This window comes from Streptomyces zinciresistens K42, from assembly GCF_000225525.1.
In the GTDB taxonomy this organism is placed as follows: Bacteria; Actinomycetota; Actinomycetes; order Streptomycetales; family Streptomycetaceae; genus Streptomyces; species Streptomyces zinciresistens.
The window spans coordinates 1-25270 of sequence record NZ_AGBF01000092.1; the positions used below are offsets into that span (position 1 = coordinate 1).

Annotated in this window: 20 protein-coding genes; 5 read left to right on the forward strand and 15 right to left on the reverse strand. The window is 72.8% G+C overall.

From position 1 onward, the window contains the following. The 4 genes from SZN_RS22410 to pgfA form a co-directional block, all read right to left on the reverse strand. Positions 1 to 3744, reverse strand: a 3744-nt coding sequence (locus SZN_RS22410) for an alpha-(1->3)-arabinofuranosyltransferase domain-containing protein (protein ID WP_007498905.1), incomplete at its 3' end; no start/stop codon positions are given. Then, positions 3741 to 4550, reverse strand: a complete 810-nt coding sequence (locus SZN_RS22415) for a class I SAM-dependent methyltransferase (RefSeq protein ID WP_007498907.1) — start codon at positions 4548 to 4550, stop codon at positions 3741 to 3743. The genes SZN_RS22415 and SZN_RS22410, both read right to left, overlap by 4 nt. Beyond that, positions 4540 to 5703: a glycosyltransferase family 4 protein gene (locus SZN_RS22420; protein WP_007498908.1), complete on the reverse strand. Its 1164-nt coding sequence runs from the start codon at positions 5701 to 5703 to the stop codon at positions 4540 to 4542. Before SZN_RS22420 ends, SZN_RS22415 begins: the two co-directional genes overlap by 11 nt. Positions 5704 to 5918: 215 nt before the next feature. After that, positions 5919 to 6905 carry a cell envelope lipid trafficking protein PgfA gene (pgfA, locus tag SZN_RS22425; RefSeq protein WP_007498910.1) on the reverse strand — a complete coding sequence of 329 codons (987 nt, stop codon included), beginning with the start codon at positions 6903 to 6905 and terminating at the stop codon, positions 5919 to 5921. Positions 6906 to 7132: 227 nt separating this feature from the next. Between pgfA and SZN_RS41515 the strand changes: the two genes are divergently transcribed. From SZN_RS41515 to SZN_RS22440, 4 genes are all read left to right on the forward strand, one after another. Further along, the gene (locus tag SZN_RS41515) at positions 7133 to 7285 is read left to right on the forward strand and encodes a hypothetical protein (protein WP_007498912.1); all 153 of its coding nucleotides are present in this window, start codon (positions 7133 to 7135) and stop codon (positions 7283 to 7285) included. A 2-nt stretch (positions 7286 to 7287) separates the two neighbouring features. Then, on the forward strand, positions 7288 to 8538 hold the full coding sequence (locus SZN_RS22430; RefSeq protein ID WP_007498914.1) for a PucR-like N-terminal domain-containing protein: 1251 nt from the start codon (positions 7288 to 7290) through the stop codon (positions 8536 to 8538). Between the two features lie 429 nt (positions 8539 to 8967). Then, the gene (locus SZN_RS22435) at positions 8968 to 9741 is read left to right on the forward strand and encodes an IclR family transcriptional regulator (protein ID WP_043732438.1); all 774 of its coding nucleotides are present in this window, start codon (positions 8968 to 8970) and stop codon (positions 9739 to 9741) included. Continuing rightward, the gene (locus tag SZN_RS22440; protein WP_007498918.1) at positions 9738 to 10586 is read left to right on the forward strand and encodes an SMP-30/gluconolactonase/LRE family protein; all 849 of its coding nucleotides are present in this window, start codon (positions 9738 to 9740) and stop codon (positions 10584 to 10586) included. Before SZN_RS22435 ends, SZN_RS22440 begins: the two co-directional genes overlap by 4 nt. Positions 10587 to 10685: 99 nt before the next feature. Here SZN_RS22440 and SZN_RS22445 read toward each other — a convergent pair whose 3' ends face one another. The 11 genes from SZN_RS22445 to SZN_RS22495 form a co-directional block, all read right to left on the reverse strand. Beyond that, a complete protein-coding gene (locus SZN_RS22445) occupies positions 10686 to 12092 on the reverse strand; it encodes an NAD(P)/FAD-dependent oxidoreductase (RefSeq protein ID WP_007498921.1) in 1407 nt (468 codons plus the stop codon). Then, entirely contained in the window at positions 12089 to 13312 is a 1224-nt protein-coding gene (locus SZN_RS22450) for an MAB_1171c family putative transporter (protein WP_007498923.1), read from the reverse strand. The genes SZN_RS22445 and SZN_RS22450 overlap by 4 nt, the downstream gene beginning before the upstream one ends. Then, on the reverse strand, positions 13309 to 13914 hold the full coding sequence (locus SZN_RS22455) for a hypothetical protein (protein ID WP_007498925.1): 606 nt from the start codon (positions 13912 to 13914) through the stop codon (positions 13309 to 13311). Before SZN_RS22455 ends, SZN_RS22450 begins: the two co-directional genes overlap by 4 nt. Before the next feature lie 260 nt (positions 13915 to 14174). Beyond that, positions 14175 to 15824 carry a pyridoxal phosphate-dependent aminotransferase gene (locus tag SZN_RS22460; protein WP_007498927.1) on the reverse strand — a complete coding sequence of 550 codons (1650 nt, stop codon included), beginning with the start codon at positions 15822 to 15824 and terminating at the stop codon, positions 14175 to 14177. Between the two features lie 198 nt (positions 15825 to 16022). Then, complete coding sequence (locus SZN_RS22465) at positions 16023 to 17168, reverse strand: aldose epimerase family protein (protein WP_007498928.1); 1146 nt, start codon at positions 17166 to 17168, stop codon at positions 16023 to 16025. A gap of 62 nt (positions 17169 to 17230) precedes the next feature. After that, on the reverse strand, positions 17231 to 18475 hold the full coding sequence (gene mmsB, locus SZN_RS22470) for a multiple monosaccharide ABC transporter permease (protein WP_007498930.1): 1245 nt from the start codon (positions 18473 to 18475) through the stop codon (positions 17231 to 17233). Then, positions 18472 to 20022, reverse strand: coding sequence for a multiple monosaccharide ABC transporter ATP-binding protein (mmsA, locus tag SZN_RS22475; protein WP_007498932.1), 1551 nt, complete (start codon positions 20020 to 20022; stop codon positions 18472 to 18474). Before mmsA ends, mmsB begins: the two co-directional genes overlap by 4 nt. Before the next feature lie 32 nt (positions 20023 to 20054). Continuing rightward, on the reverse strand, positions 20055 to 21167 hold the full coding sequence (chvE, locus tag SZN_RS22480) for a multiple monosaccharide ABC transporter substrate-binding protein (RefSeq protein WP_425274458.1): 1113 nt from the start codon (positions 21165 to 21167) through the stop codon (positions 20055 to 20057). A 138-nt stretch (positions 21168 to 21305) separates the two neighbouring features. Beyond that, positions 21306 to 22268 (reverse strand): hypothetical protein, encoded by a 963-nt coding sequence (locus SZN_RS22485; RefSeq protein ID WP_007498936.1) that lies wholly within the window; start codon positions 22266 to 22268, stop codon positions 21306 to 21308. Between the two features lie 184 nt (positions 22269 to 22452). Then, positions 22453 to 23457, reverse strand: a complete 1005-nt coding sequence (locus SZN_RS22490) for a zinc-dependent alcohol dehydrogenase (RefSeq protein WP_007498938.1) — start codon at positions 23455 to 23457, stop codon at positions 22453 to 22455. Beyond that, positions 23454 to 24617, reverse strand: a complete 1164-nt coding sequence (locus tag SZN_RS22495) for a mandelate racemase/muconate lactonizing enzyme family protein (protein ID WP_007498940.1) — start codon at positions 24615 to 24617, stop codon at positions 23454 to 23456. Before SZN_RS22495 ends, SZN_RS22490 begins: the two co-directional genes overlap by 4 nt. Before the next feature lie 314 nt (positions 24618 to 24931). On the opposite strand from SZN_RS22495, the gene SZN_RS22500 reads away from it, so the two are divergent. Then, positions 24932 to 25270, forward strand: a 339-nt coding sequence (locus SZN_RS22500; protein WP_425274459.1) for an SCO2400 family protein, incomplete at its 3' end; no start/stop codon positions are given.

Genomic DNA, 25270 nt, shown 5'->3' on the forward strand with positions numbered 1-25270 from the left:
GAGCCCGGCCTCGTAGACCGTCGCGGGCCCGTACGACAGCTTGACCGTGCCGCCCTCGCCCGCCGGTATCCGCCAGCCCTGCTGCCAGCCGTCCAGCCGGACCGGCGTCAGCTCCTTGCCGTCCAGCGTGGCACGCCAGCCGTCGTTGGCGTTCTCGTACGTGGTCAGATAGCTCGCCGCCCCGGACCCCACGGTCACCGTGCGCCGGTCGCCGAGCCAGTCCCGCACCCGCAGTTCGCGCCCCGGCCCCGGCTCCTCGGCGACCGTGCCCCGGGTGAGGGTCACCTCGGTGAGCGCCAGCGGGCCGGCGTCCCCGGACTCGACCCGGTGCTCACCGGCGGGCAGGTCCAACCGGGCGTTGCCGGAACCCTTCTGACACAACGTCACCTCGACGCGCCGGCGCTCCGTGAGATCGCGGACGGTGCCCCGTATCCCCGTCTCGTACAGCTGGTCGTCGACCGCGACGATCGGCCCCCTGCCGCACGGCAGGGCGAAGGGGCGGGTGTCCCTCGGCTGCGGGGTGCGGTACCGCTCCAGCGCGGGGACGTACGCCTCGCTGAGGCCGACCGGCAGCCGCAGCCGCTCGCCCACCACCGGGTTGTACAGGGTCAGCGGCGCCGTTTTCGAGACCGTGATCTCCAGCCGGTCGGTGGTGATCGGTGGGAAGCGCACCATGCCGTTGGCGTCCACGCCCGCGATCGCCGCGCCGTCAGGGGAGCTGATCCGCACCTCGGAGGGACGTGCCGAGAGCCCGCCCGCCGCCGCGAGCACGATCTCCCCGACCGCCTGCTTGCCCTGCCAGCGCAACTGGATGGTGGGCCGGTCACCGGCGATCCAGGCCGTCGTCAGGTCGCCGTCGGTGAGGTTGCGCGGCGAGAGGCCCGCACCCAGCCGGGCCGTGGAGTCGGCGGTCGCGACGATCCGGTCGCGCTGCGGCGGCGCCACCTCGTACAGCAGCTCGTCCAGCGCCCGTCCGGCCACCGGCACCGCGCTCGCCCGCACCTCGTACGCCCCCGCCGCCGACGTCGTGAAGCGCCGGTGCAGACCCGACTCCGTACCCGTGGCCGACAGGCCGGTCGGGTCGGCGGCGCGCGACAGCGAGACGATCTCGGCGTCGGCCGCCGCGCCGCGCGCGTCGGTGGGCAGCCGCAGCAGCCGCGTCACCTGCACGTCCGGCAGGGCGACCTCGGAGAAGCCCGCACCGGTCAGCCCGGACCGCCGGGACACCGAGTCGGTGATCGTCAGCTTCATCCACGCCGTCGCCCCCCGGGGCGCGCGGACGGTCTGCACCGAGCCGTCGGGCCGCAGGACACTGCTCACCGACCCCTTCTCGGTCTCCACCCGCACCCGTGTCGGCGCCGGCCGCACGCTGTCCTGGGGCAGCGGGGCCACCTTGAACGACGACGGCATGGCGTACGACCCGCCCGCGAAGGCGATCCGCAGCCACTGCCCGTCCGGCGAGCCGGCGGACCCCTCGGTCCACGCGGTGTCGGGGCTGCCGTCGAAGGCGTTCACCGGGTCGAACCGCGGCAGGTGGAAGAGCCAGCTGCCGTACGAGGACGCCGTCACCGACCGCGCCCCGCGCAGCTCGGCCACGGTCTGGCTGCCGGTGCCGGTGGTGGGCAGGATCTGCCGCGGCGGCTCGCCCGCGTTCTGCGCCGCGTCCGGCGCGTTGCGCTCGTCACGGGTGTACGTGTACGACGTGTTGGCGTTGACCAGCCCGAACCGGGTGTCCGCCCGCCGCAGTCCGTCGCCGACCACCTGGACCGGCGGCGTACCGAGCCCGGGGCGGTTGTCCCCGGTCAGCACGCTCGCCCGCCCCCGCAGCCGGGACGCCAGCGGCAGCAGCGCCTCCGGTCCGCCGGAGACGACGGCCGTGCCGGCCACCGGCCGCAGTCCGGCCGGGCCCGGACGCGCCACGTCCACGCCGCCGGGCCGGTAGATCTCCACCGCCCGCTGCCGCGGATACAGCGCCTCCACCTGGAGCGGGGTGTCCGGGGCGATCCGGCCGCCGGTCGTCATCGGCCCGAAGCCCGTCACCCGCTCGTACCCGGACTGCTCCAGGGTGCGCTTGACGGTCGCCGTCGGCACGGCCCCGATCTGGTCGGGGTCCAGGTCGTTGCGGACGACGACGTAGAAGATCCCGGCCCGGCCGAGGTAGTCGGCCAGCCCCGGCACCTGGCCGCCGGTCGTCAGCGCCTGCTCCACGGCGTCCATCGCGCGCCGGTTGCCGGGCGTGCCGAACGGCACGTAGTCCCGCTGCGCCCAGCGGGAGCGGGCGACGACGTCGAGGGGCTGGTCGACGGTCGAGCCCCAGGTGTAGAGGCCGTGCGCGGTCGCCGGGGCGACCAGCACCCGCGCGTCGGGCGAGTACGTCTTCATCCAGTCGGCGGTGGCGCGCCAGTACGCGGGGATCTCCTTGAAGGAACCGGGGCTGAGGATCGAGCCGTTGAGGTACGGCCACATCAGTCCCGGCAGCACCAGCACGGCCGCGGCAAGCGGGGCGAACCGGCGCCCGCGCACCGGCCGCGCCCCGCGCGCCTGGGCGGCCACGCCCGCCAGATGCGCGAGGCCCAGCACCAGCGCCAGCGCCAGGCCCGTCTGGAACTTGTAGATGTTGCGGAAGGGGGCGAGCGGGCCGTCCAGCCAGTCCCGCACCACCCCGTGGAAGGGCGCCCCGAACGCCCCGCCGTACCCGGCGAGCAGGACCAGCGCGAGCGTCAGCACGGTCAGTACCAGCCACCGCCGCTCCGGCATGTCCCGCCGGGCCAGGCCCGCCAGGCCCAGTCCGGCGGCGAGCGCCGAGCACACGATCACGACCGCCGAGGACACCACGGTCCAGCCGGCCGGCAGCCAGGGTTCGCCGAAGTTGAGGTAGGCGACCCAGTTGCCGCCGCCGCGCAGGGCCTCCGTCGCCGCCATCGTCTCGGTCGTGGTCCGCGAACTCTCCACGTAGGGAAGGAAGTTCTCGCCGTAGGCGGCGAGCAGCAGCAGCGGGACCACCCACCACGCCGTCGCCAGGACGACACCGGGCGCCCACCAGCCGATCAGCCCGCGCCGCCGGGGGCCGGGCGGCCGGGACAGCAGGTACAGCCCGGCCGGCAGCAGCGAGGCCAGCGTGGAGGTCGCGTTGACGCCGCCCATGAAGGGGACGAGCAGCGCGGAGCGCAGCGCGGCGACCCGGGCCGTGTACCGCTCGTCCGCCAGCGGCAGCAGCACCCACGGCAGGAAGGCACCGGGCAGGGCGGCGGCCGAGGTCGATCCCACGACCGCGGTGAAGACGGGCCACAGCGCGTAGGCGACCGCCGCGACCAGCCGCGAGGCCGTGCTGCCCACCCGCAGCCGCTCGGCCAGCCGCAGCGCGCCCCAGAAGGCGACGGACACGATCAGCGACAGCCACAGCCGTTCCGCGAGCCACACCGGCAGCCGGACCAGGTCGGCGAGCCAGTAGAACGGCAGCATCGGCCACAGATATCCCGCGTACTGGTCCTGGATTCCGCCGAAGCCGCCCTGGTCCTGCCAGAGTTGGCCCAGATCGGTGAGGAACCGGCCGGGGTCGACCGTCACCCCCAGCTTGGTGTCGAAGGTCTGCCGCCCCGGTCGCACCGCCAGCAGCAGCACGAACACCACGGCCCAGAACCCCAGCAGCCAGCGCCGCGAGCGCGGCCCCTCCGGCGGACCCGAGGTGTCCGCGGGGGCGGGCACGGCCGCCGGGGGAGGAGCCTGGACCGTGGTCGTCGTCATGGTGGGCACCGCCTGAGGATGAGGAGGAGGTTCCAGGTCGCGAACTCGCGGACGCCGGGCGCCTTCACGACGGCTTCGGCGAGGAACGGCCAGTAGCGGGAGCGCGCCGACACGACCTCCACGTCGTCGCGGGCGCGGACCTGCCGCAGGGTGGTGCCGACGTGCACGGCGAAGAGGTTCTCGCCGAGGGTGTGCTTGGCCGCCCGTCCGGTACGGCGCCGGTAGCGGGCGCGGGCCCGCTCGGCGCCCAGGTAGTGCCAGGGCGCCCACTCGTGACCGCCCCAGGGGGACAGCCAGTTGGTGAACGACACGTAGATCAGCCCGCCCGGCCGGGTGACCCGGGCCAGTTCACTGAGGAACGTCTGCGGATCGGCCACGTGCTCCAGCACGTTGGAGGAGAACGTGACGTCGGCGGCGCCGTCGCGCAGCGGCAGCAGGTATCCGTCGGCGACGACGGCGCCCTCGGGCGGCACGGCGCCGAGTTCGCGCACGTCGGGTTCGAAGAGGAAGGCGTGGGCGCCGCGCCGGCGGAACTCCTCGGCGGCGTGCCCGCTGCCGCCGCCGACGTCGACGACCGTGCGCCCGGCGACGGGACCGCCGTAGGACTCGACCTGGTCGGCGGAGTCGCGGGCGAGCAGCGCGTAGCAGGACTCGGGGTCGTCCTGCTCGTGCAGGAAGGCCCGGAAGAGGGCGAGCGAGCGGCGCAGGGACGGGTCCTTGAGGACCGGGCGGGCGGGGGCTCCCGCGCCGGGGTGCGGGTGGGGGCGCGCGCTGCCCGGCGGGCCGGTCCCGCTCCTAGGGCGCATGGGCGTCATGGCTCCTCACCGCCTCACCGGCGACGGTGCGGAACTGGCGCACCGTCCGCTCCCACCGGTAGCGCGCCGCCCGCTCCCGCGCCGCCTCGCCCAGCAGCGCCCGGCGGCGCTCCGACAGGGCGAGCGCGCACCAGGCGGCCGCGAACGACGACTCGCCGCGCGCCAGCACACCGGTCTCGCCGTCCCGCACGGAGTCCCGCAGGCCGGGCACGTCGAAGGCGACGGCCGGGGTGCCGCGGGTCGCGGCCTCGGTGACGACGAGCCCCCACCCCTCGATCGCGGACGGATGCAGCAACAGCCATGCCGCGCACAGCAGTCGGTGCTTCTCCGCCTCGCTGACACGCCCCGTGAACTCGACGCCGGGACCGGCCAGCGCCGCCAGCCGGGCGCGCTCGGGCCCGTCCCCGACGATCACGAGCCGGCCGCCGGTCACCGGCCGCACCCGCTCCCACAGCCGCAGCAGCAGATCGATCCGCTTGTACTCGACGAGCCTGCCGACGGCCACGAACAGCGGCTGCGGCGAGCGTTCGCCCGGTGGGCCCGGTTCCTCGACGCCGTTGTGCACCACGCGGACGCGGTCCCGGTCGACGCCGAGCGCGTGCAGCGCCTGCGCGGTGGACGGCGAGACCGCGACGAGCAGGTTCCGCCGCTGCGTGCCGGTCAGCGCCCACTGCTCCAGCCTGCGGCCGAGCCGCGCGGCGGGGGCGAGCGGGCCGCCGAACCGCATCCCCCAGAGGTCGGTGTGCACATGGTTGACCAGGCACAGGGTGGGGCCGCGGTGCCACAGGGGAGCGAAGTACGGCATCCCGTTGCAGACCTCGACCAGCAGGTCGCAGTCGCCCACCTGACGGGCGAAGGCGGACCGGGCACGCAGGTAGTGGCCGTAGGAGCCGCCCGCGGAGACGACCCGGTAGTCGCGGTGGGCGGCGGGGCCGCCGCACAGCAGGGTGACCTGGTGGCCGAGCCGGGTGAGGCCGTCGGCCAGCCGGTCGACCAGCAGCTCGGAGCCGCCGGCCGACCGGTTCCCCAGGTCGCGGTGAGCGAGGAAGACGATGCGGCGCGGTGCTGGGGGGAGCGCCGGAGAGGAGTGCCGCGACGCCCGGGGGAGGGGGGCGCACAGCGGGAAGGGCACGTGCTGGGGCATGGGTGCTCCAACTCGTCGGGGTGCGGAACTCGGTGTGGGGGAGGGAGGGTTCGGGTTCCTGTGGAGGGATCGGGAGGATCCCGGTCGTATGCGGTCGTCGTGCGGGGGGTGTGGACAGGCCGTGTCCGGGTGGGGTGGGACAGTTTTCGCGGAGCTGTCGCCCACGGCTACTCACCTGCGTGACAATTTCGGGCTTTGTTGTACCTGACGTCACGTCACATCGTGAGTGAGGGCCGGGGCATCTCGACCGTAGGCGGATTTTCGGGGCGCTTGCGCCCACGGACCACCAGAACGCCGCCCACCACCGCAAGCACGGATCCCGCCCCGGCCGCCGCCACCGGCAGCGTCACCCCCACCGCGCGCAGCTTGCCGCTGTCCCGCTTCGCCTGGCGCACCGCGTCCCGCTGCGTGGCCGCGGTGAACGCGATCTTCCTGCTGTCCAGCAGCACCGCCGCGTCCTTGGCGCCGCCAGGCGCCCGCAGGGTGCGGCGCGGACCGGTCTGCGCGTAGATCACCCGGCCGGTGCGCTGGTCCACGACCAGCTTCAGCCCGTGGTTGGAGTACCACTCCTCGGCCAGCACCTGCGGCCGTCCGGGGGTGCCGACGATGCTCCCGGGCACGAGCCGGGTGCCCACCTTACGGGGCGCGACCCGCGCGGTGAACCGGTAGCCCGGGTAGCCCTGGACGCGCTCCGTTCCCTCGTAGCGCAGGGTGACCGTCGTCCGGCCGGTGTTGTCCCACCACTGGTAGGAGCGTTTGGCCACGTCGAAGGGGAACTTCAGATACGCCTCGCCCTCGATGTACGGGCTCTCCCCGCAGCAGTGCACGGGCCGGGTCGTCCTGCGGTCCATCACCCAGCGGTGCGGGGTGAAGTCCAGCGCGTCGTAGGGGTCCGCGGCCGGCAGCGACGTGTCGGTGTCGACGGTGGTGACCACGTCCCAGACGGCGTTGCCGCTGCGCTCGCTCGCCGCCACGTCGCCGCGCACCCGCTGGGTCACGGTGATCCTGCGGTCCGGCACGGTCTTGATCTCGTCGGTGTCGAAGACGCTCCCGGTGCCGCGGTAGACGGCGGTGGTGTCGATGTCGATGGGGTTCACGGCGGCCCGCGGGGTCACGTACCAGGCCAGCATGGGTGCCAGGACCAGCAGAAACGTGCCGAGGCCCAGCAGGATCAGCGAAAGAGGTGAGGCTGTACGGCGCATCCGGCACTCCTGGGGTGTTGACGCTCGGTCGATGCCTGGCCGTTCTGGGCCGGGAACCGTAGGCGGGCTCGCCCGGAGTGTCAATGTCGCCCCGGTCGCGGTACGACGTCTTGACGGGCCGTCACCGGGTGCCGAGACTGGGCCGACAGGCAGGGGCCGGGACCGCACAGGTGTCACCGGGGTGGGGAAGACCTCCGGGACCTTGGGACAGAGAGGCTGACCCTGCGATGTCCAGACTGCTCGCCGCCGCGCTGACCGTCGTGCTCGCCGCCCTGCTCGCGGTGGGCGCCGCGTTCGGCGTCGTCGCGCTGCTGGAAGCGACGCCCGACCAGCCGAACACCCCGCTGATCACCAACGAGCAGGCAGGCGGAGGGAGTTGACCGTGGCAGCCATCCGCTCCACGGCCGCCCCGGCAGCCGCCGCGCACCGCTCGGCCTGGCGCGAGGTGCCCCGCTTCCAGGTCCGCCGGTTCGCCGAGCTGGTCATGGCGGACGCCCCCGGCCTCGCCGAGGAGATCCTGCGCGAGATCCAGCGCGAGTACCCCCATCTGCCCCTGTTCCCCGACGAGTCGGGCGAGCCGATGGCCCTGGTCGGCATCCGCCGCGCCATCGAGGTCTTCGTCCAGCACCTGGAGACCTCGCAGGGCAGACCCACCGTCCCGCCCGGCGTCTTCCAGGAGTTCGGCCGCGGCGAGGGCCTCAACGGCCGCTCCCTGGACTCGCTCCAGGCCATCTACCGCATGGGAGTACGGCTGGCCTGGCGGCGGTTCGCCGAGATCGGCCAGCGCGTCGACATCCCGCCGCCCGCCATGTACGAACTGGTCGACGCGGGTTACGAGTACCTCGACGGCCTCGTCGACCAGTCCGTGCGCGGCTACGCCGAAGCCGCCGCACGCCAGGCCGGTGAGCGGCTGCGACTGCAACGCAGGCTGATGGAACTGCTGTTGTCCGAGCACCAGCGGGCCGACGCGGCGGACGCCCTCGCCGAGCGGGCCGCCCGGATCGGCTGGCCGCTGCCGGGCAGGGTCGCGGTGGGCGTCCTGCTGCGCCCGGCGCGCGAGGCGGTGGCCCCGGCCGTGGGGCAGGGGGTGCTGCTCGACATGGAGTACGAGCAGCCGCGCATGGTCGTCCCCGAACCCGGCGCCGCCGGCCGGCCCGAGATGCTGCACCGGGCGCTGTGCGGATGGTCGGGCGCGATCGGGCCGCCGGTACCGCCGGCCGACGCGGCGAAGTCGCTGCGCTGGGCCGAGGCCGCCGTACGGCTCATGGAGCGGCGGCTGCTGCCGCAGGGCGAGGTCCTGTACTGCACCGAGCACACCGAGGCCCTGGTGCTGCTCCAGCCGGAGGAGCTCATCGACGATCTCGCGGTGCGCCGCCTCGCCCCGCTGGAGAACTGCGGGCCCACCCACGGACGCCGGCTCGCGGAGACGCTGCTGGCGTGGCTGGAGACCAGGGGAGGAGCACCGGAGGTCGCGGCCCGGCTCGGGGTCCATCCCCAGACCGTCCGCTACCGGCTGCGGCAGATCCGCGAGCTGTGGGGCGAGGAGATGGACGACCCCGACCGGCGCTTCGAACTGGAACTGGTCCTGCGCGCCCGGCGGTTGCGCGGCACGCTCGACGCGGCGCGCAGGTAGGGGCCGATCGCCGCAGCCGGCGCGGGTCGCGGTCCCGGCGGCCGGGGCGCCGCCCGGGTCCGCCGGGACGCCGCCCGGGTCCGCCGGGGCGCCCCGACCCTTCTCGGGCGGCGCCCGCCGCCCCTCCTCGTCGTACGAGGTCGTACGAAGTCGTGTACGGGGTAGTACGAAGTCGTACGGGGTCGTACGAAGTCGTACGGGCTTCCGCGGGGACGCCCGCCCGCCGGGGGCGGCGGGTGCCCGCCCACCGCCGCCTGACGCCGCCGCCGGGAAGGTGTGCGGCGGATTCCGGCCGTCCGGTGCTTTCGCGTCCGGTCCGCGCACGGCCATTGCCGGGGGAATCGCACGTTGAGTAGCCTGTGTTCGTTATTCCGATCGGCTGTTGAAATTTCGAACGCAGCCCTTGACACCCTAGGGAGGGAGCCGGACGTGGGACGCCTCGTACCAGCCGTGACCCGGGCTCTCGACATCCTCGAGCTCTTCCTCGACGGGGACGGCACGCTCTCCGCCCCGGACATCGTGCGCAGGCTCCAGCTGCCGCGCACCACGGTGCACGAGCTGGTGACGACGCTCGCCGCCCGGCAGTACATCGTCCAGGTGCCGGGCCAGCCGGGCCGCTACCGCCTCGGTGTCCGGCCCTACCAGCTCGGCAGCCGCTACGCCGAGCAGCTCGACCTCGCCGCCGAGGGCCAGCAGGTCGCCCGGTCCGTCGCCGAGACCTGCGACGAGACCGTGCACGTGGCTATCCTGGAGGGCACCGACGTCATCTACATCGCCAAGGTCGACTCCACGCACGCCGTCCGCATGGTGTCCGCCGCCGGCCGCAGGCTGCCCGCCCACTGCACCTCCGTCGGCAAGATGCTGCTGGCCTCCCTCCCGGAGCCCGAGCTCGACTCCCGCGTCGCCGGCGGAAGCGAGCTCGTCGCCATGACACCGAACAGCATCACCGACCCCGGCGCGCTGCGCGAGGCCCTCGCCGAGATCCGGCTGCGGGGGATCGCCGTGGAGAGCCGGGAGTCCAACCCGGACGTCTCCTGCGTGGCCGCCCCGGTGCGGGACCGCGCCGGGCAGGTCGTCGCCGCCCTGTCCATCTCCGTGCCCATGATCCGCTGGAGCGACCAGCGCCGCGCCGAACTGGAGCAGCTCGCCGCCAAGGGCGCCGCGGAACTGTCCGAGCGCCTCGGCCACCGGAGCGCGGCATGAGCGCGCCCTACGAGGTGGCCGTGCGGGCCGAGGCCGAACTCGGCGAGGGGCCCACCTGGGACGCCGCGAGCGGCCGGCTGCTGTGGATCGACATCCTCGGCTCCCGCCTGCACACCTACGACCCCGTCTCCGGCCGCCGCTCGGTCCGTACGGCCCACCAGCACCTCGGCGCCGTGAAGCCGCGCGCGGGCGGCGGTCTCGTCCTGAACCTCCGCGACGGCGTGGGACTGCTCGACCCGGACGGCGCCTTCCGCTGGCTGCACCACGACCCCGTGCCCGGCCGCCGCGCCAACGACGCCGCCGTCGCGCCGGACGGCTCCCTGTGGGCCGGCACCATGCGCTACGACGAGGCCCCGGGCGGCGGCACCCTGTCCCGGATCACCGCCGACGGCACGGCCGAGGTGGTCCTGGACGACGTGACGGTCAGCAACGGCACGGGCTGGAGCCCCGACGGCAGCCTCCTCTACTACATCGACACGCCCACCCGCCGCATCGACGTCTTCGACCACGCCGAGGGCCGGGCCGTGGACCGGCGGCCCCTGGTCGGGATCGAGGACGGCGCCGGCTTCCCCGACGGGCTGACCGTGGACGCCGAGGGCTGTGTGTGGGTGGCGCTGTGGGACGGCGCCGCGGTACGCCGCTACACCCCCGACGGCGTACTGGACCGGGTGGTGACGCTCCCGGTGCCCCGGGTCACGGCGTGCGCCTTCGCCGGGCCCGGCCTCGGCGACCTCTACATCACGACCGCGCGCACGGGACTGGCGTCCCCGCACCCGCTGGCCGGTTCGCTGTTCGTGGTGCCGGGCGCGGGGCGGGGGCTGGCGCAGCCCGCGTTCAAGGGCTGAGGCCGGTGCCGGTGCCGTGGCCGGTGCCGCGGCCGGGGAGCCGTGCCGGCGTCGCGAGCCGGTGACCGTTCCCGGTCGCAGCGCCACGGCCGGCGGACCCTAGGCCAGCCCGCCCGCCTTGCGTTCCTCCGCCGTCAGGGGCGGCCCGCTCAGCGCCGGCTTGAGCGGGCCGAACAGGGTGGCCAGCAGCACGGACGGGGCGAGCAGCACATGCGCGCCGCGCTCCAGGGACGTCACGTCGGTGACCCGGCGGGCTATCCGGCCGTTCCCGGTGGCGGTGTGCATCAGCCGTCCGACGTAGGCCGCCACGAGGCGCTCCCGCAGCGAGGGCCCGTTCTCCGTGGCGCCGGGGTAGAACACGTCCTGTCCGATCGCCAGATCCCAGGCGGCGCCGACCGGACGGGCCACCGCCCGCTGGACGCGGCGGGCCGTTCCCGGCGCCGCGAGCCCCCGGCGCCGCAGCACGTCCCGCAGGATCACGGCGCTCTGGGCGGCGACGGACAGACCGTGCCCGTAGACCGGGTTGAAGGCGGCGAGGGCGTCCCCGAGGACGACGAAACGATCCGGCCACCTCGGCGTCCGCTCGTAGAAGTACCGGCGGTTGACGGTGCTGCGGGTGACCGACACCCCGGAGAGCGGCTCGGCGTTCTCCAGCAGTTCGCCGATCACCGGGTGCCGCAGCCGCTCACGGGCGAAGGGGACGAACTCCTCCGCCGCCGCGCCGGGTTCGCCGCCGCGGGTGCCGGACAGGGTGACGATCCAGCGGCCCTCCTCGACCGGCAGCAGGAAGCCCGCCCGGCCGGGACCGCCGTCACCCGGGTCGGGCTGGACGTTGACGACCGGGAACCCGTCCCGGGCGTGCTCGGGGGCGAGATGGAGCCGGCTCGCGTAGACCAGGCCGGAGTCGACCTCGCGCCGCCGGGGCGCGGGCAGGCCGAGCGCGGCGAGCCACTGGGGCGCGGAGGAGCCGCGTCCGGTGGCGTCGACGACGAACTCCGCCTCCAGGACGCGCTCCTCACCGTCCCGCGTGCGTACGCGTACGCCCGTCACGCCCGCCGCGGACCCGGTCAGCCCGACCGCCTCGGCTCCCTGGACCAGCTCGACGCGCTCGTCGGCGAGGACCTGCGCGCGGACCGTGGCGTCCAGCAGGTCCCGGCCGGCCAGGACCACATGGTGCGACTCGGGCCAGCGCCGGAACCAGCCGCGCGCCGACAGGGCGACGATGTCCGTGGTCACCGGCAGACGGCGGGCCCCGGCGGCGCGCAGCGCCTCGGTGATGCCGGGCAGCAGCCGCTCCATGGCCAGCACCCCGCCCGACCACAGCATGTGCGCGTGCCGCGCCTGCGGGAGCCCCTTGCGGGGTTCGGCACCCGCGGGCAGCGTGTCCCGGTCGACGACGACGACCCGGTCGGCGAGCCCGGCGAGAGCGCGGGCCGCGAGCATGCCGGTGTGGGATCCCCCCAGGACCACGGCGCGTCTGGTGTCTGGGGCGGGGCGTTCGTTCATGCGGAGGCACTCTCTGCCGGGGCGGCCGCTCGGGCGCGTACCGCCTCGATGTCATCGGGTTGGCGAAGGACCAGCGAGACGGCCTGGATCTCGCGCAGCAGATACGCGGTGTCCGGGCCGGACGCGCCGGTGTCGGCCTGCGGGGACCGCTGCCGGGCGTCGACGGCGTCGAGGATCATCACGGCGGCGGCCAGGGCCTCGGCCCGGCCCGGTGGGCATCCGAGGGAGCGGGCGGCCGCGTGGGACCGGGTGCGCAGCTCCTCGTCGAGGTGCCGGGAGACCTGGAGGAGCGCGTCGCGGATGAACGTCTCCCGGCGGATCAGCCGCAGTTCCGGGGTGCCGCGCAGGGTGAAGGGCTCGCGTCCGCCGGTGACGGACCGCAGCAGCACCGCGAGCGGCCGAAGCCGCCGGTGGCGCAGCCGGATGCGCCAGCGCTCGTGCAGGTACTGGCCGGCGTGCGGGATGATGAAGCCGACCGCGACCAGGGAGGCGGCGACACAGGCGGCGGCCGGCGCGAGGTAGGTGCTCAGCCAGTCCAGGTCGTGGCCGGTCCACCGGGCCACCACGGCCGTGAGCTTGGACGCCCCGAACAGCAGGTTGGTCGTGTAGCCGATGCCCAGGAAGCGCAGGCCCCAGCGCAGCCAGGCGTCGAGGCCGTCGGTGCGGATCCAGTTCCAGATCAGCCGGGCCGTGACGGTGGAGGCCACGAGGTGCGCGACCAGGTAGAGCAGGATCTGCTCGCGCATGAAGGGCGTGGTGGCGTAGTACGTGTCCAGGTCCCGCAGCCGCTCCACGGGGACGTCCGCGAAGGCGAAGAGCACCCACAGGGCGATGACGACGCCCGCGTAGACGAAGACGACCCAGCGGGTGGCCCGGCGGGTGGCGGCCGTGCGGTTGGCGAGCCCGTTGCGCCAGGCGATGATCATGAGCAGCCAGGACGCGCACAGCGCGGTGATGAGCGAATACACCCAGGGCGCCGAGATGTTGGGCACGCCGGTGACGCGGTTGGTCCAGGCGATCGTGCCGGGGGCGGCGAAGACGAACACGGCGCAGGCGAACAGCAGCAGACCGCCGACGGCGCGCAGCAGGGGGTCCCGCCACAGCCGGAGGATGCTGGGCAGCTTGATCGCGAGGGCGGCGGTGAGGGCGACGGTCGGGATCCAGAAGGAGATCTGGAGGTCCCCGAGCAGCTCCGACGCCGTCGGGACCGGGCCGCTCACCGCGCGCCCCGCCCCCGGTAGCCCAACGACCGCTGCACCGGCCCGGGTGCCGGGTCCCCGTCCCGTCGCGCCAGCAGCGGCCGGAACGCCGCCGCCAGCCGGTGGCCGAAGTCGTCCGCCTCGGACTCGTCCCGCTCGCGGGAGCCGTTGCGGGCCGCCACCGCGAGGGCGGCGTCCCGCCAGCCGGGGGTGCCCGCGAAGGCGTCGGCGGCGGCGGTGCCGCTCGTGTGGTGGTGCCCGTGCCGCGCGTGCAGATGCCACAACTCATGCCCGAGGATGACCAGTTGCTGCACGGACTCGGCCCGCTCCTCCACGATGACCAGGTCGAAGTCCTGGAACTCGACCCAGAGCCCGGTCACTTCGATCTCGTCGGGGAACCGCTCGAAGCGCAGCTCGACCGGTCGGCCGCCGCGCCGGGCGCTCATCTCCTCGCACAGTGCCCGGCACAACTCCCTTGCGCCGGAAGGGGGGTGGACCCTGTCGCGCAGGGCGGCGCTCAGGTCGCCGACCAGGTCGCGCATCGCCGCGCCGGGGTGCGTACGCCGCAGCCGTAGCGCCGAGGCGACCCGGGCCGCCGCCGTGCGCGCGCCCGCGATGTCCATCGAACCCCCAGTTCCCCCCGCCGCGCGGCGGGCCGTTCGAGCCTACGCGGCTGCCGGTGGCCACGTCATGTGGTCCGGCCAAGGTAGTTCAACGGCTTACGACCTTCTCCGCGATGCCTCGCCCCGGCGGGCGCCGGAGGACACGGCTCCGCCCCCGCGGTGTCCTACGCGGTGTCCTACGGGTACGCGGACGAGGCTCCGCCTCGCGCGGCACCGCACCGGACGCCGCGAGCCTCCGGCAACCCCTCCCGGCCACCGCCCTAGCCGGCCTGCCCCATCCCCGCCGCGTTCGGCCAGTGCTGGGCGTGGGGCCAGCCGGTGGCCGGTGCGGGGGACAGCCCCGGGCCGGTGGTTCCCCGGACCTGGGCCGCGGTGAGGCCGCCGCGGGCCGGCACCCCGGGCGGAGTGGGCCCCGGCACCACGGCCGCGGCCGGGGCCACGGGTGTGGGGTGGGCGGGCGGCGGCGGGACGGCCGGCGCGGCCGGTATCGGGGCGGGAGCGGGCATGGGCGCGGGAGCGACCGGAACCGGCACCGGGACGGCGACGGGCATCGGGGCGGGCATCGGGGCCGGGGCCGCCGCGGCGGGTGCCACCGGGACCGGGGCGGGCATCGGCAGACCGGTGGCCCGCGGCGGTACGGCCGCCGCCGGCGGCGTCGGGGCGGCCATCCCCATGGCCTGCGCGGCCAGGCCCTGCGTACCGGCTCCGTTGGTGGAGCCGACCAGCCGGTCCACGGCCGCCGTACCCGAGCTGTAACCGGTCCCTTGGCCCGGCTCGGATACGGCGGCTCCCCTCCCGGACCCGTAGAGCACCTGCTCCAGGCCGGACACCAGGCGACGCACATCCACCTGGGGGCGCACCACGAGCCGCAGGAAGCGGCTGGACGAACCGATCTTGTTGCCGCACTCGCGGACCAGTATCCGGTGCTCGGTGAGCAGCCGGTCGCGGACCACGGTGCCCTCCGCGCCCAGGGGCAGGCGCACGAACAGGAAGTTGCCCTGGGACGGGTAGACCGTCAGACCGGGCAGCTCGGAGAGCAGGCCGGCCATCTCCTGCCGGTCCTGGCGCACCAGTTGGAGGCTCTGCGCGTACTCGGCCCCGTGCTCCCTCAGCATGAACACCACGTGCTCGGCGAAGGAGTTGAGGTTCCACTTCGGCAGCATGGTGCGGATCATGCGGGCGAGCGCGGGGTTGGCGACCAGGTAGCCGAACCGTACGCCGTGCAGGCCGAAGTTCTTGCCGAGGCTGCGCAGGACGATGACGTTCGGCCGCAGCATGGCCTCCCGGACGACCGAGGGCTCCTGCTCGGCGTCCGCGAACTCCAGGAAGCTCTCGTCGATCACCACCAGGTCCAGGTCGGCCATGGCGTCCATGAACTGCACGAGCGCCTGCTTGTGCAGGTAGCCGCCGTCCGGGTTGTTGGGGTTGCAGACCACCGCGACCCGCGTCCCCCTGGCCCGGATGAACTCGGCGTAGCGTGCGAGGTCCAGCGCGAACCCGCCGGCCTCCTGGAGCGGGAACATGTCGACCCGCTTGCCGGTCTCCATGGGCTGGTCGGTCCAGCGGCCGAACGTGGGGACGGGGACGGCGAGGGACTCCCGGACCATCAGATGGTCGATCCAGGTGATCAGCTCGGTGGAGCCGTTGCCCATCGCCACGCACTGCGGCGGCAGCTGGAGCAGGCTGCACAGTTCGGCCGTGATCGTGTCGGCGCTGCTCGGGTAGTACGTGATGATGTCGCGCAGCTTGCCCGCCATGTCGTCGAACATGGCCGGGGTGGGGAAGTACGGGTTGCAGGGGATGCAGAAGTCGACCGGGCCGGCCCCGTCGCCGCCCTCGCGTGCCAGCGCCGCCATCGACGGGCTGTGTGCCGCGGTGCTGCGGAACAGCGAGGTGACGTTGTCGGCCATGGAACCTCCGTAGGGGGCGGGCCCGGCGGGGACGACCGGGCCCGTCGTCTCTGGGGTGGCCCGCGCGGGGGAGCACGGGCCACCCCTGAGTACGGAGTCAGGGGTGACGCCGTTCAACCCCTGGGGAATCGGGGGGAATTCGTGTGCGGTCCGTGAAGAACCGTCAGAACGGACGCTCCGCCGGACCGCGCGCGGACCTCACCGCGTGAACGAGTGGACCGTGCTCGACCGGTACGTCCGCCCGGGGCGCAGCACCGTCGAGGGGAACGCCGGCTTGTTCGGCGAGTCCGGGAAGTGCTGGGTCTCCAGGCACAGCGCGTCGCCCTGCCGGTAGGCGCGTCCGCTCGGGCCGACGAGCGTGCCGTCGAGGAAGTTGCCCGAGTAGAACTGCAGCCCCGGCTCGGTGGTCGCGATGCGCAGAGTGCGCCCCGAGGACGGGTCCTTCAGCGTGGCGACCCACTCCGGGCGCGGTGAGATGCCCTTGTCCAGCACCCAGTTGTGGTCGATGCCCTTGCCGTACAGGAGTTGCCGGTGGGCCTCGCGCAGATCCGCCCCGACCGCCTTGGGGCGCCGGAAGTCGAAGGGGGTGCCGGTGACGGGGGCCAGCTCCCCGGTGGGGATCAGACCGGCGTCCACGGGCGTGTAACGGGAACCGTCGATCTTCAGCACGTGGTTCTCCACCGTGCCGCTGCCCTCGCCCGCGAGGTTCCAGTACACATGGCTGGTGAGGTTGACGACGGTGGCCCGGTCGGTGGTGGCGGCGTAGTCGATGCGCCAGTCGCCGTACCGGGTGAGCGTGTACGTCACCCGGACCTTGAGCGTGCCCGGGTAGCCCATCTCGCCGTCGGCGGACGTGTAGTACAGGTGCAGGCCCACGTCGGAGCCCCTGGTGAACGGCTCGACGTCCCACACCCGCTTGTCGAAGCCCCGGGCGCCCCCGTGCAGGCTGTTCTCGCCGTCGTTGACGTCGACCTGGTAGGTCCTGCCGTCGAGGGTGAACCGCCCCTTGCCGATCCGGTTGCCGAAGCGGCCGATCAGGGCGCCGAAGTAGGGGCTGGAGGACGCGTAGTCGGCGATGTCGTCGAAGCCGAGGGAGACGTTGGCGTACCGGCCGCGGCGGTCCGGGACCTCCAGGGACTGCACGACGCCGCCGTAGGAGAGGACCTTCAGCCGGGTGCCGCCGTTGGCCAGCGACCAGCGGTGGACCCTGGTGCCGTCGGGGAGCGTGCCGAAGAACGACTTCACCGGGGCGTCGCCCGCCGCGGCGCGCGCACCGCCGGCGGTCGCGGCGGTGATCCCCGCCGCCGCGGCGCTGGCGATGACCGTACGTCTGCTCATGTCCATGTGCGGCTCCTTTTCGGGAAGGAAGAAGGGCCCCACCGCACGGCGGGGCCCCTCACGTGGACCTACGAACCGACCTTGCGCTTGTTCCACACGTCGAAGCCGACCGCCGCCAGCAGCACCAGGCCCTTGATGACCTGCTGCCAGTCGGTGCCGATGCCGACGAGGTTCATGCCGTTGTTCAGCACGCCCAGGACCAGACCGCCGATGATCGCACCGAGGACGGTGCCGACGCCACCGCTCATCGACGCGCCGCCGATGAACGACGCGGCGATCGCCTCCAGTTCGAAGTTGAGGCCGGCCTTGGGAGAGGCCGCGTTGAAGCGGGCGGCGAAGACCAGACCCGCCAGGGCCGCGAGCATGCCCATGTTCAGGAAGACCAGGAAGGTGACCTTCTTGTCCTTCACGCCCGACAGCTTCGCCGCGGGCAGGTTGCCGCCGATCGCGTAGATGTGGCGGCCGACGATCGCGTTGCGCATCACGTAGCCGAAGCCGACGAGCAGCACGCCCAGGATGAGCAGCACGATCGGCGCGCCCTTGTAGCTGGCCAGCAGCATCGTCAGCGTCAGGATGGCGGCGCCGAGCGCGACCAGCTTCAGCAGGAACAGCTTGAAGGGCGGGACGTCCAGGGAGAACTCCTGCTGGCGGCGGCGGTCGCGGAACTCCTGGAAGACCACGAACGCGATCATGGCGAAGCCGAGCAGCAGGGTGAGGTTGTGGTAGTTCGTGCTCGGGCCGACCTCGGGCAGGAAGCCGTTGGCGACCTTCTGCAGCCCCTCGGGGAACGGGCCGAGGGTCTGGCCCTGAAGGAAGATCTCCGTCAGGCCGCGGAAGATCAGCATGCCCGCCAGGGTCACGATGAAGGAGGGTATGCCCCCGTACGCGATGAAGAAGCCCTGGGCCGCGCCCGCGAGCGCGCCGACCGCCAGGCACAGCAGCACCGCGAGCGGCCACGGCATGTCGTTCCTGACCATGAACACCGCGGCCATCGAGCCGACGAACGCCGTCAGCGAGCCCACCGACAGGTCGATGTGACCCGCGATGATCACCAGCATCATGCCGATCGCGAGGATCAGGATGTAGCTGTTCTGCAGCACCAGGTTGGAGACGTTGCGCGGCAGCAGCAGGTCGCCGTCGGTCCACACGGCGAACAGCACCACGATCAGGCCGAGGGCGATCAGCATCCCGTACTGGCGCATGTTGCGGCGCAGGCCGTCCAGCACCAGCTGGAGCAGGCCGTCGGCCCCGGCCCCCGCGCTCTTGCCCGGCGGCGCGGGGGCCGGGGTCTTGGCGGTCACATCCGTGCTCATCGGGTTACCTCTTTGTCCTTCGTCATCTGACGCATCAGCGATTCCTGCGACGCCTCGGCCCGCGAGAACTCGCCGGTCAGCCGCCCCGCGGCCATCGTGTAGATGCGGTCGCACATGCCGAGCAGCTCGGGCAGCTCGGAGGAGATGAAGACCACCGCCTTGCCCTGGGCGGCCAGTTGGTCGATGACCGTGTAGATCTCGTACTTGGCACCGACGTCGATACCGCGCGTCGGCTCGTCCAGGATCAGCACATCGGGACCGGCGAAGATCCACTTGCTGAGGACGACCTTCTGCTGGTTGCCGCCGGACAGCTTGCCCACCGGCTCGAAGACGGTCGGCGCCTTGATGTTCATGGAGGTGCGGAAGCCCTCGGCGACCTGCCGCTCCTCGTGCTCGTCGACCACGCCCCGCTTGGCGACCTTGCCCAGCGCGCTGAGCGAGATGTTGCGGTTGATGGTGTCGATGAGGTTGAGGCCGTAGTGCTTGCGGTCCTCGGTGACGTAGGCGATGCCGTGCTTGACCGCCTCGGGGACGGTCCTGGTCCGGATCTCCTTGCCGTCCTTGAGGACCGAACCGCCCTGGTAGCGGCCGTAGGTGCGGCCGAAGACGCTCATCGCGAGCTCGGTGCGGCCGGCGCCCATGAGCCCCGCGATGCCGACGATCTCCCCGCGCCGCACCTGCACCGAGACGTCGTCGACCACCTTGCGCTGCTGGTCGATCGGGTGGTGCACGGTCCAGTTGCGGACCTCCAGCGCCGGGGCGGCCCCCTCCTGCGGGTGGTGCGGGGTGCGGTCCGGGAAGCGGTGCTCCAGGTCCCGGCCGACCATGCCGCTGATGATCCGGTCCTCGGTGGTCTGCGCCGCCTTCACGTCGAGGGTCTCGATGGTCCGGCCGTCGCGCAGGATGGTCACCGAGTCGGCGACCTTGCGGATCTCGTTGAGCTTGTGGGAGATGATGATCGAGGTGATGCCCTGCTTCTTCAACTCCAGGATCAGATCGAGGAGTTTGCCGCTGTCCTCGTCGTTCAGGGCCGCGGTCGGCTCATCCAGGATGAGCAGCTTCACCTTCTTCGAGAGCGCCTTGGCGATCTCCACGAGCTGCTGCTTGCCCACGCCGATGTCGGCGACGCGGGTGTCGGGGTGGTCGCTCAGACCGACCCGGCGCAGCAGTTCGGTGGCGTGCCGCAGCGTCTCCGTCCAGCTGATGATGCCCCGGGTGGCGTGCTCGTTGCCGAGGAAGATGTTCTCCGCGACGGAGAGGTACGGCACCAGCGCCAGCTCCTGGTGGATGATGACGATGCCGCGCTGCTCGCTGGCCCGGATGTCCTTGAACTCGCAGACCTCGCCCTCGAAGAGGATGTCCCCCTCGTAGGTGCCGTGCGGGTGGACGCCGGAGAGGACCTTCATCAGGGTCGACTTTCCGGCGCCGTTCTCCCCGCAGATGGCGTGGACCTCGCCCTGCCGGACGGTCAGCGTGACGTCCGACAGCGCCTTGACGCCGGGAAAGGTCTTGACGATCGAGCGCATTTCCAGGACGGGTCCCGCCATGGTCGTGCCTTCCAATCAGTAGGAGCCGGCGGTTACTTGAGGTCGCTTTCCTTGATGTAGCCGGAGTCGACCACCGTCGCCTGGTAGTTGGCCTTGTCGACGCTGACCGGCGTGAGCAGGTAGGCGGGCACGACCTTGGAGCCGTTGTCGTAGGTCTTCTCGTCGTTGACCTCCGGCTTCTTGTCGTTGAGCACCGCGTCGACCATGCTGGAGGCCACCTTCGCGAGCTGGCGGGTGTCCTTGTAGACCGTCATCGCCTGCTCGCCGGCGATGATCGACTTCACCGAGGCGACCTCGGCGTCCTGGCCGGTGACGACCGGCAGCGGCTTGCTCTTGGAGCCGTAGTCGTCCGACTTCAGCGCGGAGAGGATGCCGATGGAGATGCCGTCGTACGGCGAGAGGACCGCGTCGACGCGCTGGCTCTTGTAGGCCGAGGTCAGGATGTCGTCCATGCGCTTCTGGGCGGTGCCGCCGTCCCAGCGCAGGGTGGTGACCTGGTTCAGCGCGGTCTGCCCCGAGCGCACGACGAGCTGCTTCTTGTCGATGTAGGGCTGGAGCACCTTCATGGCGCCCTGGAAGAAGTAGCGGGTGTTGTTGTCGTCGTTGGAGCCGGCGAACAGCTCGACGTTGAACGGGCCCTTCTTGGAGCCGTCCTTCAGGCCGAGCTTGTCGACGATGTAGCCGCCCTGGAGCTCGCCGACCTTCTCGTTGTCGAACGAGGCGTAGTAGTCGACGTTCCCGGTGCCGAGGATCAGGCGGTCGTAGGAGATGACCGGGATGTTCGCGTCCTTGGCCTGCTGGAGCACGTTGTTCATCGACTTGTTGTCGATGGCGGCGACGATCAGCGCCTTGACACCCTGCGTGATCAGGTTCTCGATCTGCGAGACCTGCTGGTCGGGGTCGTCCTCGCCGTAGACCAGCTTGGTCTTGTAGCCCTTGGACTTCAGGTCGGCGACGACGTAGTTGCCGTCGGCGATCCACCGCTCCGAGGACTTCGTCGGCATCGCGATGCCGATGGTGGCTCCCTTGGTGCTGCCCGAGTCCTGCTTGCTGCCGCCCTCACCGCTCTGGCCGCACGCGGTCAGGGTCAGCGCGAGGGACGCGGCGGAGGCTATGGCGGTGAGTGCGGCTCTGCGAGTACGCATGGTCATCATCCTTGATGTGAGTGACAGGTCTCGGTCCGGGTGGGGCGAGGACGCGTCGGGGGCGGTGCGGGTCGACCGAGGGTGTGTGGGATTGTGTTCGACTGCGTCCGCTTCTGTGAAGAGGGTTTGTCCGGAACGTTATGCGGGAGTGTCGAATCGAGTCAGAGTTCCGGGCAGCCGCGAACCGAGAGGCGCCATGTCGCCGCCGGCTCCGTGCCGTGCGAGCAGGTCCAGGGCCAGCCGGCCGCGCCGCACCCGCTCGCGGGCGGTGGACAGGGCCAGGTCCCGCAGATGGTGTCCGTAGGGGTAGATTCCGGGGGCCTTGGACAGTCCGAACTTCAGATAGAGCGGTGCGCCGCGCCGGATCAGCTCGGCGACCTCGTACATCCGCACATAGCCGCCGAGATCGTCGGGGGCCTCGATGTACATGTCCATGGGGGCGGCGGAGACCCGGCGGATCTCCGTCAGGTGGTCGAGCGTCAGATCGCTCGGCACGTTGACCGAGTCCGCGCCCAGCCGCTCGTACACCTCGTAGGCTGCCGGGTTGACCGGGCCTATCAGGGCGCTCACCTTCAGGGTGGTGTCGGCCGGGATGGTCCCGGCGCTGCGGGCCCGGTGCAGCGTCCACAGCACGCCCTCGTCGGCGACCAGGAGGCACTTGACGCCCAGCTCCGTCGCCCGCACGGCGTCCTCGACGCAGCCCGCGACGGCGTCGTGGCCGCGGGCGCGCAGACCGCCGCCGCGCGAGTCGGTGCGGGTGGAGCCGCCGATGTCCCAGGTGCCCCGCGGGCCGGTGAACAGGCAGAGCTCGATGTCGCGTTCGGCGGTGGCCTCGGCCATCTCCGTGATCTCGGCGTCGGTCAGCATCCACACCCCGCTGCCCTGGCTGATCCGGTGGATCGGCACGTCCAGCCGCGAGGCTTCCTTCAGGACGACGGCGAGCGCTTCGGGGCCCTCGCACGAGGGGATCTCGGTGCGCCAGCGCCCGCCGCCCGGGAAGGTGTGGGGCGAGGCGTCGGCGGGGGAGAGGTCGGGCCCGCCCAGGCCCAGGGGGGCGAGCACCCGCTCACCGGGTCGGCGGGCTGCGGAGGCGTCGGTCACAAGCTGTCCTTCGTGTTCGGTGTGTCGGAGGTTCGCCGCTCGGGGGGCGCGGTGCCGGGGGGTACGCCGGTACGGGGACGGTCAGGTCGGCCCCGTACCGGCGTACGGCTGGGGCGTGGCTCGAAAGTGGCGTCGTCCGCCCGCAGGGCACGCCGCCGGGCAGACGGGACTTTCGAAACACGTTCTAAGGGCGCAGGAGGACCTTGCCCACCGCCGGATCACCCGAGCCGACGAGTTCGATGGCCTTCGGGAACTCCTGGAGCGGCAGCTCGTGCGTCACCAGCGGCAGCGGGTCGAGCAGCCCGGCCCCGAACACCCGTACCGCGTGCGCCCAGGCGGCCGGCGGCGCACCGAAGACGGTGTGCACCTCCAGCTGCCGTACGACGAGGTCGGTGGGGTCCAGGCCCGGCGCGCCCGGCGCCGGGATGCCGGTGAGCACCAGCCGCCCGCCCCGCCGGAGCAGGGCGGCGGAGACCCGCGCGGCGTCGGCGGACCCGGCGGTCTCGATCACCACGTCCATGTCGTCCGGGAGCGGCTGGTCCTTGGTGCGGAAGGCGGTGGCGCCGAACCGCCGGGCCAGCTCCTCGCGGTCGCCGCGGGTGCCGACCACGAGCAGTTCGGCGGGGGAGGCCGCCTTCAGGAACTGCACGGCGAACATCCCGAGCGTCCCGGTGCCCACGACGGCCACCCGCTCGCCCGGCAGCGCGTTCGCCCTGACCGCCGCGGCGGCGACGCAGGCGGCCGGCTCCAGCAGGGCGGCGGCGGTGAGGTCGCAGTCGTCCGGCAGCGCGTGCAGCAGCCGGGCCGGGAGGGTGAGCGTGCCGGCCATCGCGCCGGGCAGCGTGAACCCGGTCTCCTCGTAGCCCGCCTCGCACAGCGTGGTCTCGCCCGCGTGGCAGCGGTCGCACACCTGGCAGTTGCGGAAGCCCTCGCCGACCACCTTGCGGCCGACGAGCGAGCCGGGCACGCCGGCGCCGACGGCGGCGACGGTCCCGGACCACTCGTGCCCCGGCGTGAGCGGGTAACGGACGTACCCCTCGGGCCGGTTGCCCTGGTACAGCTCGCGGTCGCTGCCGCAGATGCCGACCGCGTGGACACGCACCAGCGCCTCGCCGGGACCCGGTTCGCGCGGGGTGTGCGCGACGAGCCGGTGCTCGCCGGGCGCCTGGACGACGACGGCGGTGCTCACTGGGTGCCCTTGGGCTTGCGCTGCTCCCAGCCCTCGGCCCACAGGTCGAAGCGGGCCTGCTGCTGCGGGAACTCCGCGGCGGCGTCGACGTCGAGTTCGACGCCGAGCCCGGGGGCGTCGGAGAGGTGGAAGCAGCCGTCCTCCGGGTCCACCTGCGGCGCGCCCTTGACGACCTTCTTGATCTCCGCGTCGGCGAAGTCGTTGAAGTGCTCCAGGATCTTGAAGTTCGGGGAGGTGAAGCCGACCTGGAGCGAGGCGGCGGTCAGCACGGGCCCGCCGACGTTGTGCGGCGCGACGAGCATGTAGTGGGTCTCGGCGGTGGCGGCGAGCTTGCGCGTCTCCCAGATGCCGCCGACGTGGCCGACGTCGGGCTGGATGATGTCGACGGCCTGGCTCTCGAACAGCTCGCGGAACTCGATGCGGTCGTGGATGCGCTCACCCGTGGCGACCGGGATGTCGACCTTGGCCGCGACCTTCTCCAGTGCCTTCAGGTTCTCCGGCGGGCAGGGCTCCTCCAGCCAGGCCGGGTTGAAGGGGGCGAGTTCGCGTGCGAGCCGCACGGCGGTGGCGGGGGAGAAGCGGCCGTGCATCTCCAGCATCAGTTCGGCGTCCGGCCCGATCGCGTCGCGCACGGCCTCGATCAGCGACACGGCGTACAGGCTCTGCTCGTGGTCCAGCTCGAAGTGACCGGTGCCGAACGGGTCGATCTTCAGCGCCCGGTACCCGCGCTCCCGCACGCCCTGGGCGGCCTTGTGGTACGCCTCGGGGGTCCGCTCGGTGGTGTACCAGCCGTTGGCGTACGCCTTGACGCGGTCGGTCACCTTGCCGCCCAGGAGCTGCCAGACCGGCACCCCGAGGGCCTTGCCCTTGATGTCCCAGCACGCCATCTCGATCACGGCGATGCCGGACATGACGATCTCGCCCGCGCGGCCGTAGTCGCCGTACTTCATGCGGCGCACCAGGTCCTCCGCGGCGAACGGGTCCGAGCCGAGGATGTGGTTGGCCTCGGCCTCCCGCAGATAGCCGAGCAGCGCGTCGGTGTGGCCCAGCATCCGGGTCTCACCGACTCCCGTGATGCCCTCGTCGGTGTGCACCTGGACGTAGGTCAGGTTGCGCCACGGCGTCCCGACCACGTGTGTGCTGATTCCGGTGATGCGCACGGCAGTTGCCCCTTGCTGCGTCGTCGGCTCTTGTGGGTGTGCAGTTCGCGAGTGTTCGAGATTTCGTCACACGTTCGAAATGCTGACGTGACAGTAGGGAGCGTGCGGGAGGGGTGTCAATGGGTCGCGCGCATAACGGTTTCGACACCGCTTTCGCCACGGATTCCGGGCGGCCCGTCGCGGAGTGTGGAGGGCGTGTCTGGCGTGTCCCGCCATGTCCGTCAACTGGGCGTGCTCGAACGGACAGTTGTCCACGGAACATTCACAGCCGCGACTAGGAACCCCGCGTCCCGGGAACCTAGTCTTCCCGCGTCATGGACTACTGCACCCCGTGCCGACGGCACCTGAATGGCGCCCTCGCGTGTCCGGGCTGTGGCGTCGTGATCGAAGAACCGCGCGTCCACGCGGGCTCCTTCGGCGGGGGCCGCGCCCAGTGGGCCGAGCACGCCGGGACGGCGCCGGGAGGCTACGCCACCGCCCCCGCGCCCGGCTACGGGGAGCAGTACGGCCAGGAGCGCCACGAGAGCGCCGGACACGGGCCCGGCGCCTACGGCAGCCCTCGTGGCGACCTCCATGGCGACCTGCGTCAGGACGCGCCCGAGGAGCCCCCCGAGCCCGCGGAGCCCGCGGCGGCGGCCCCCGCCGGGCCGGGC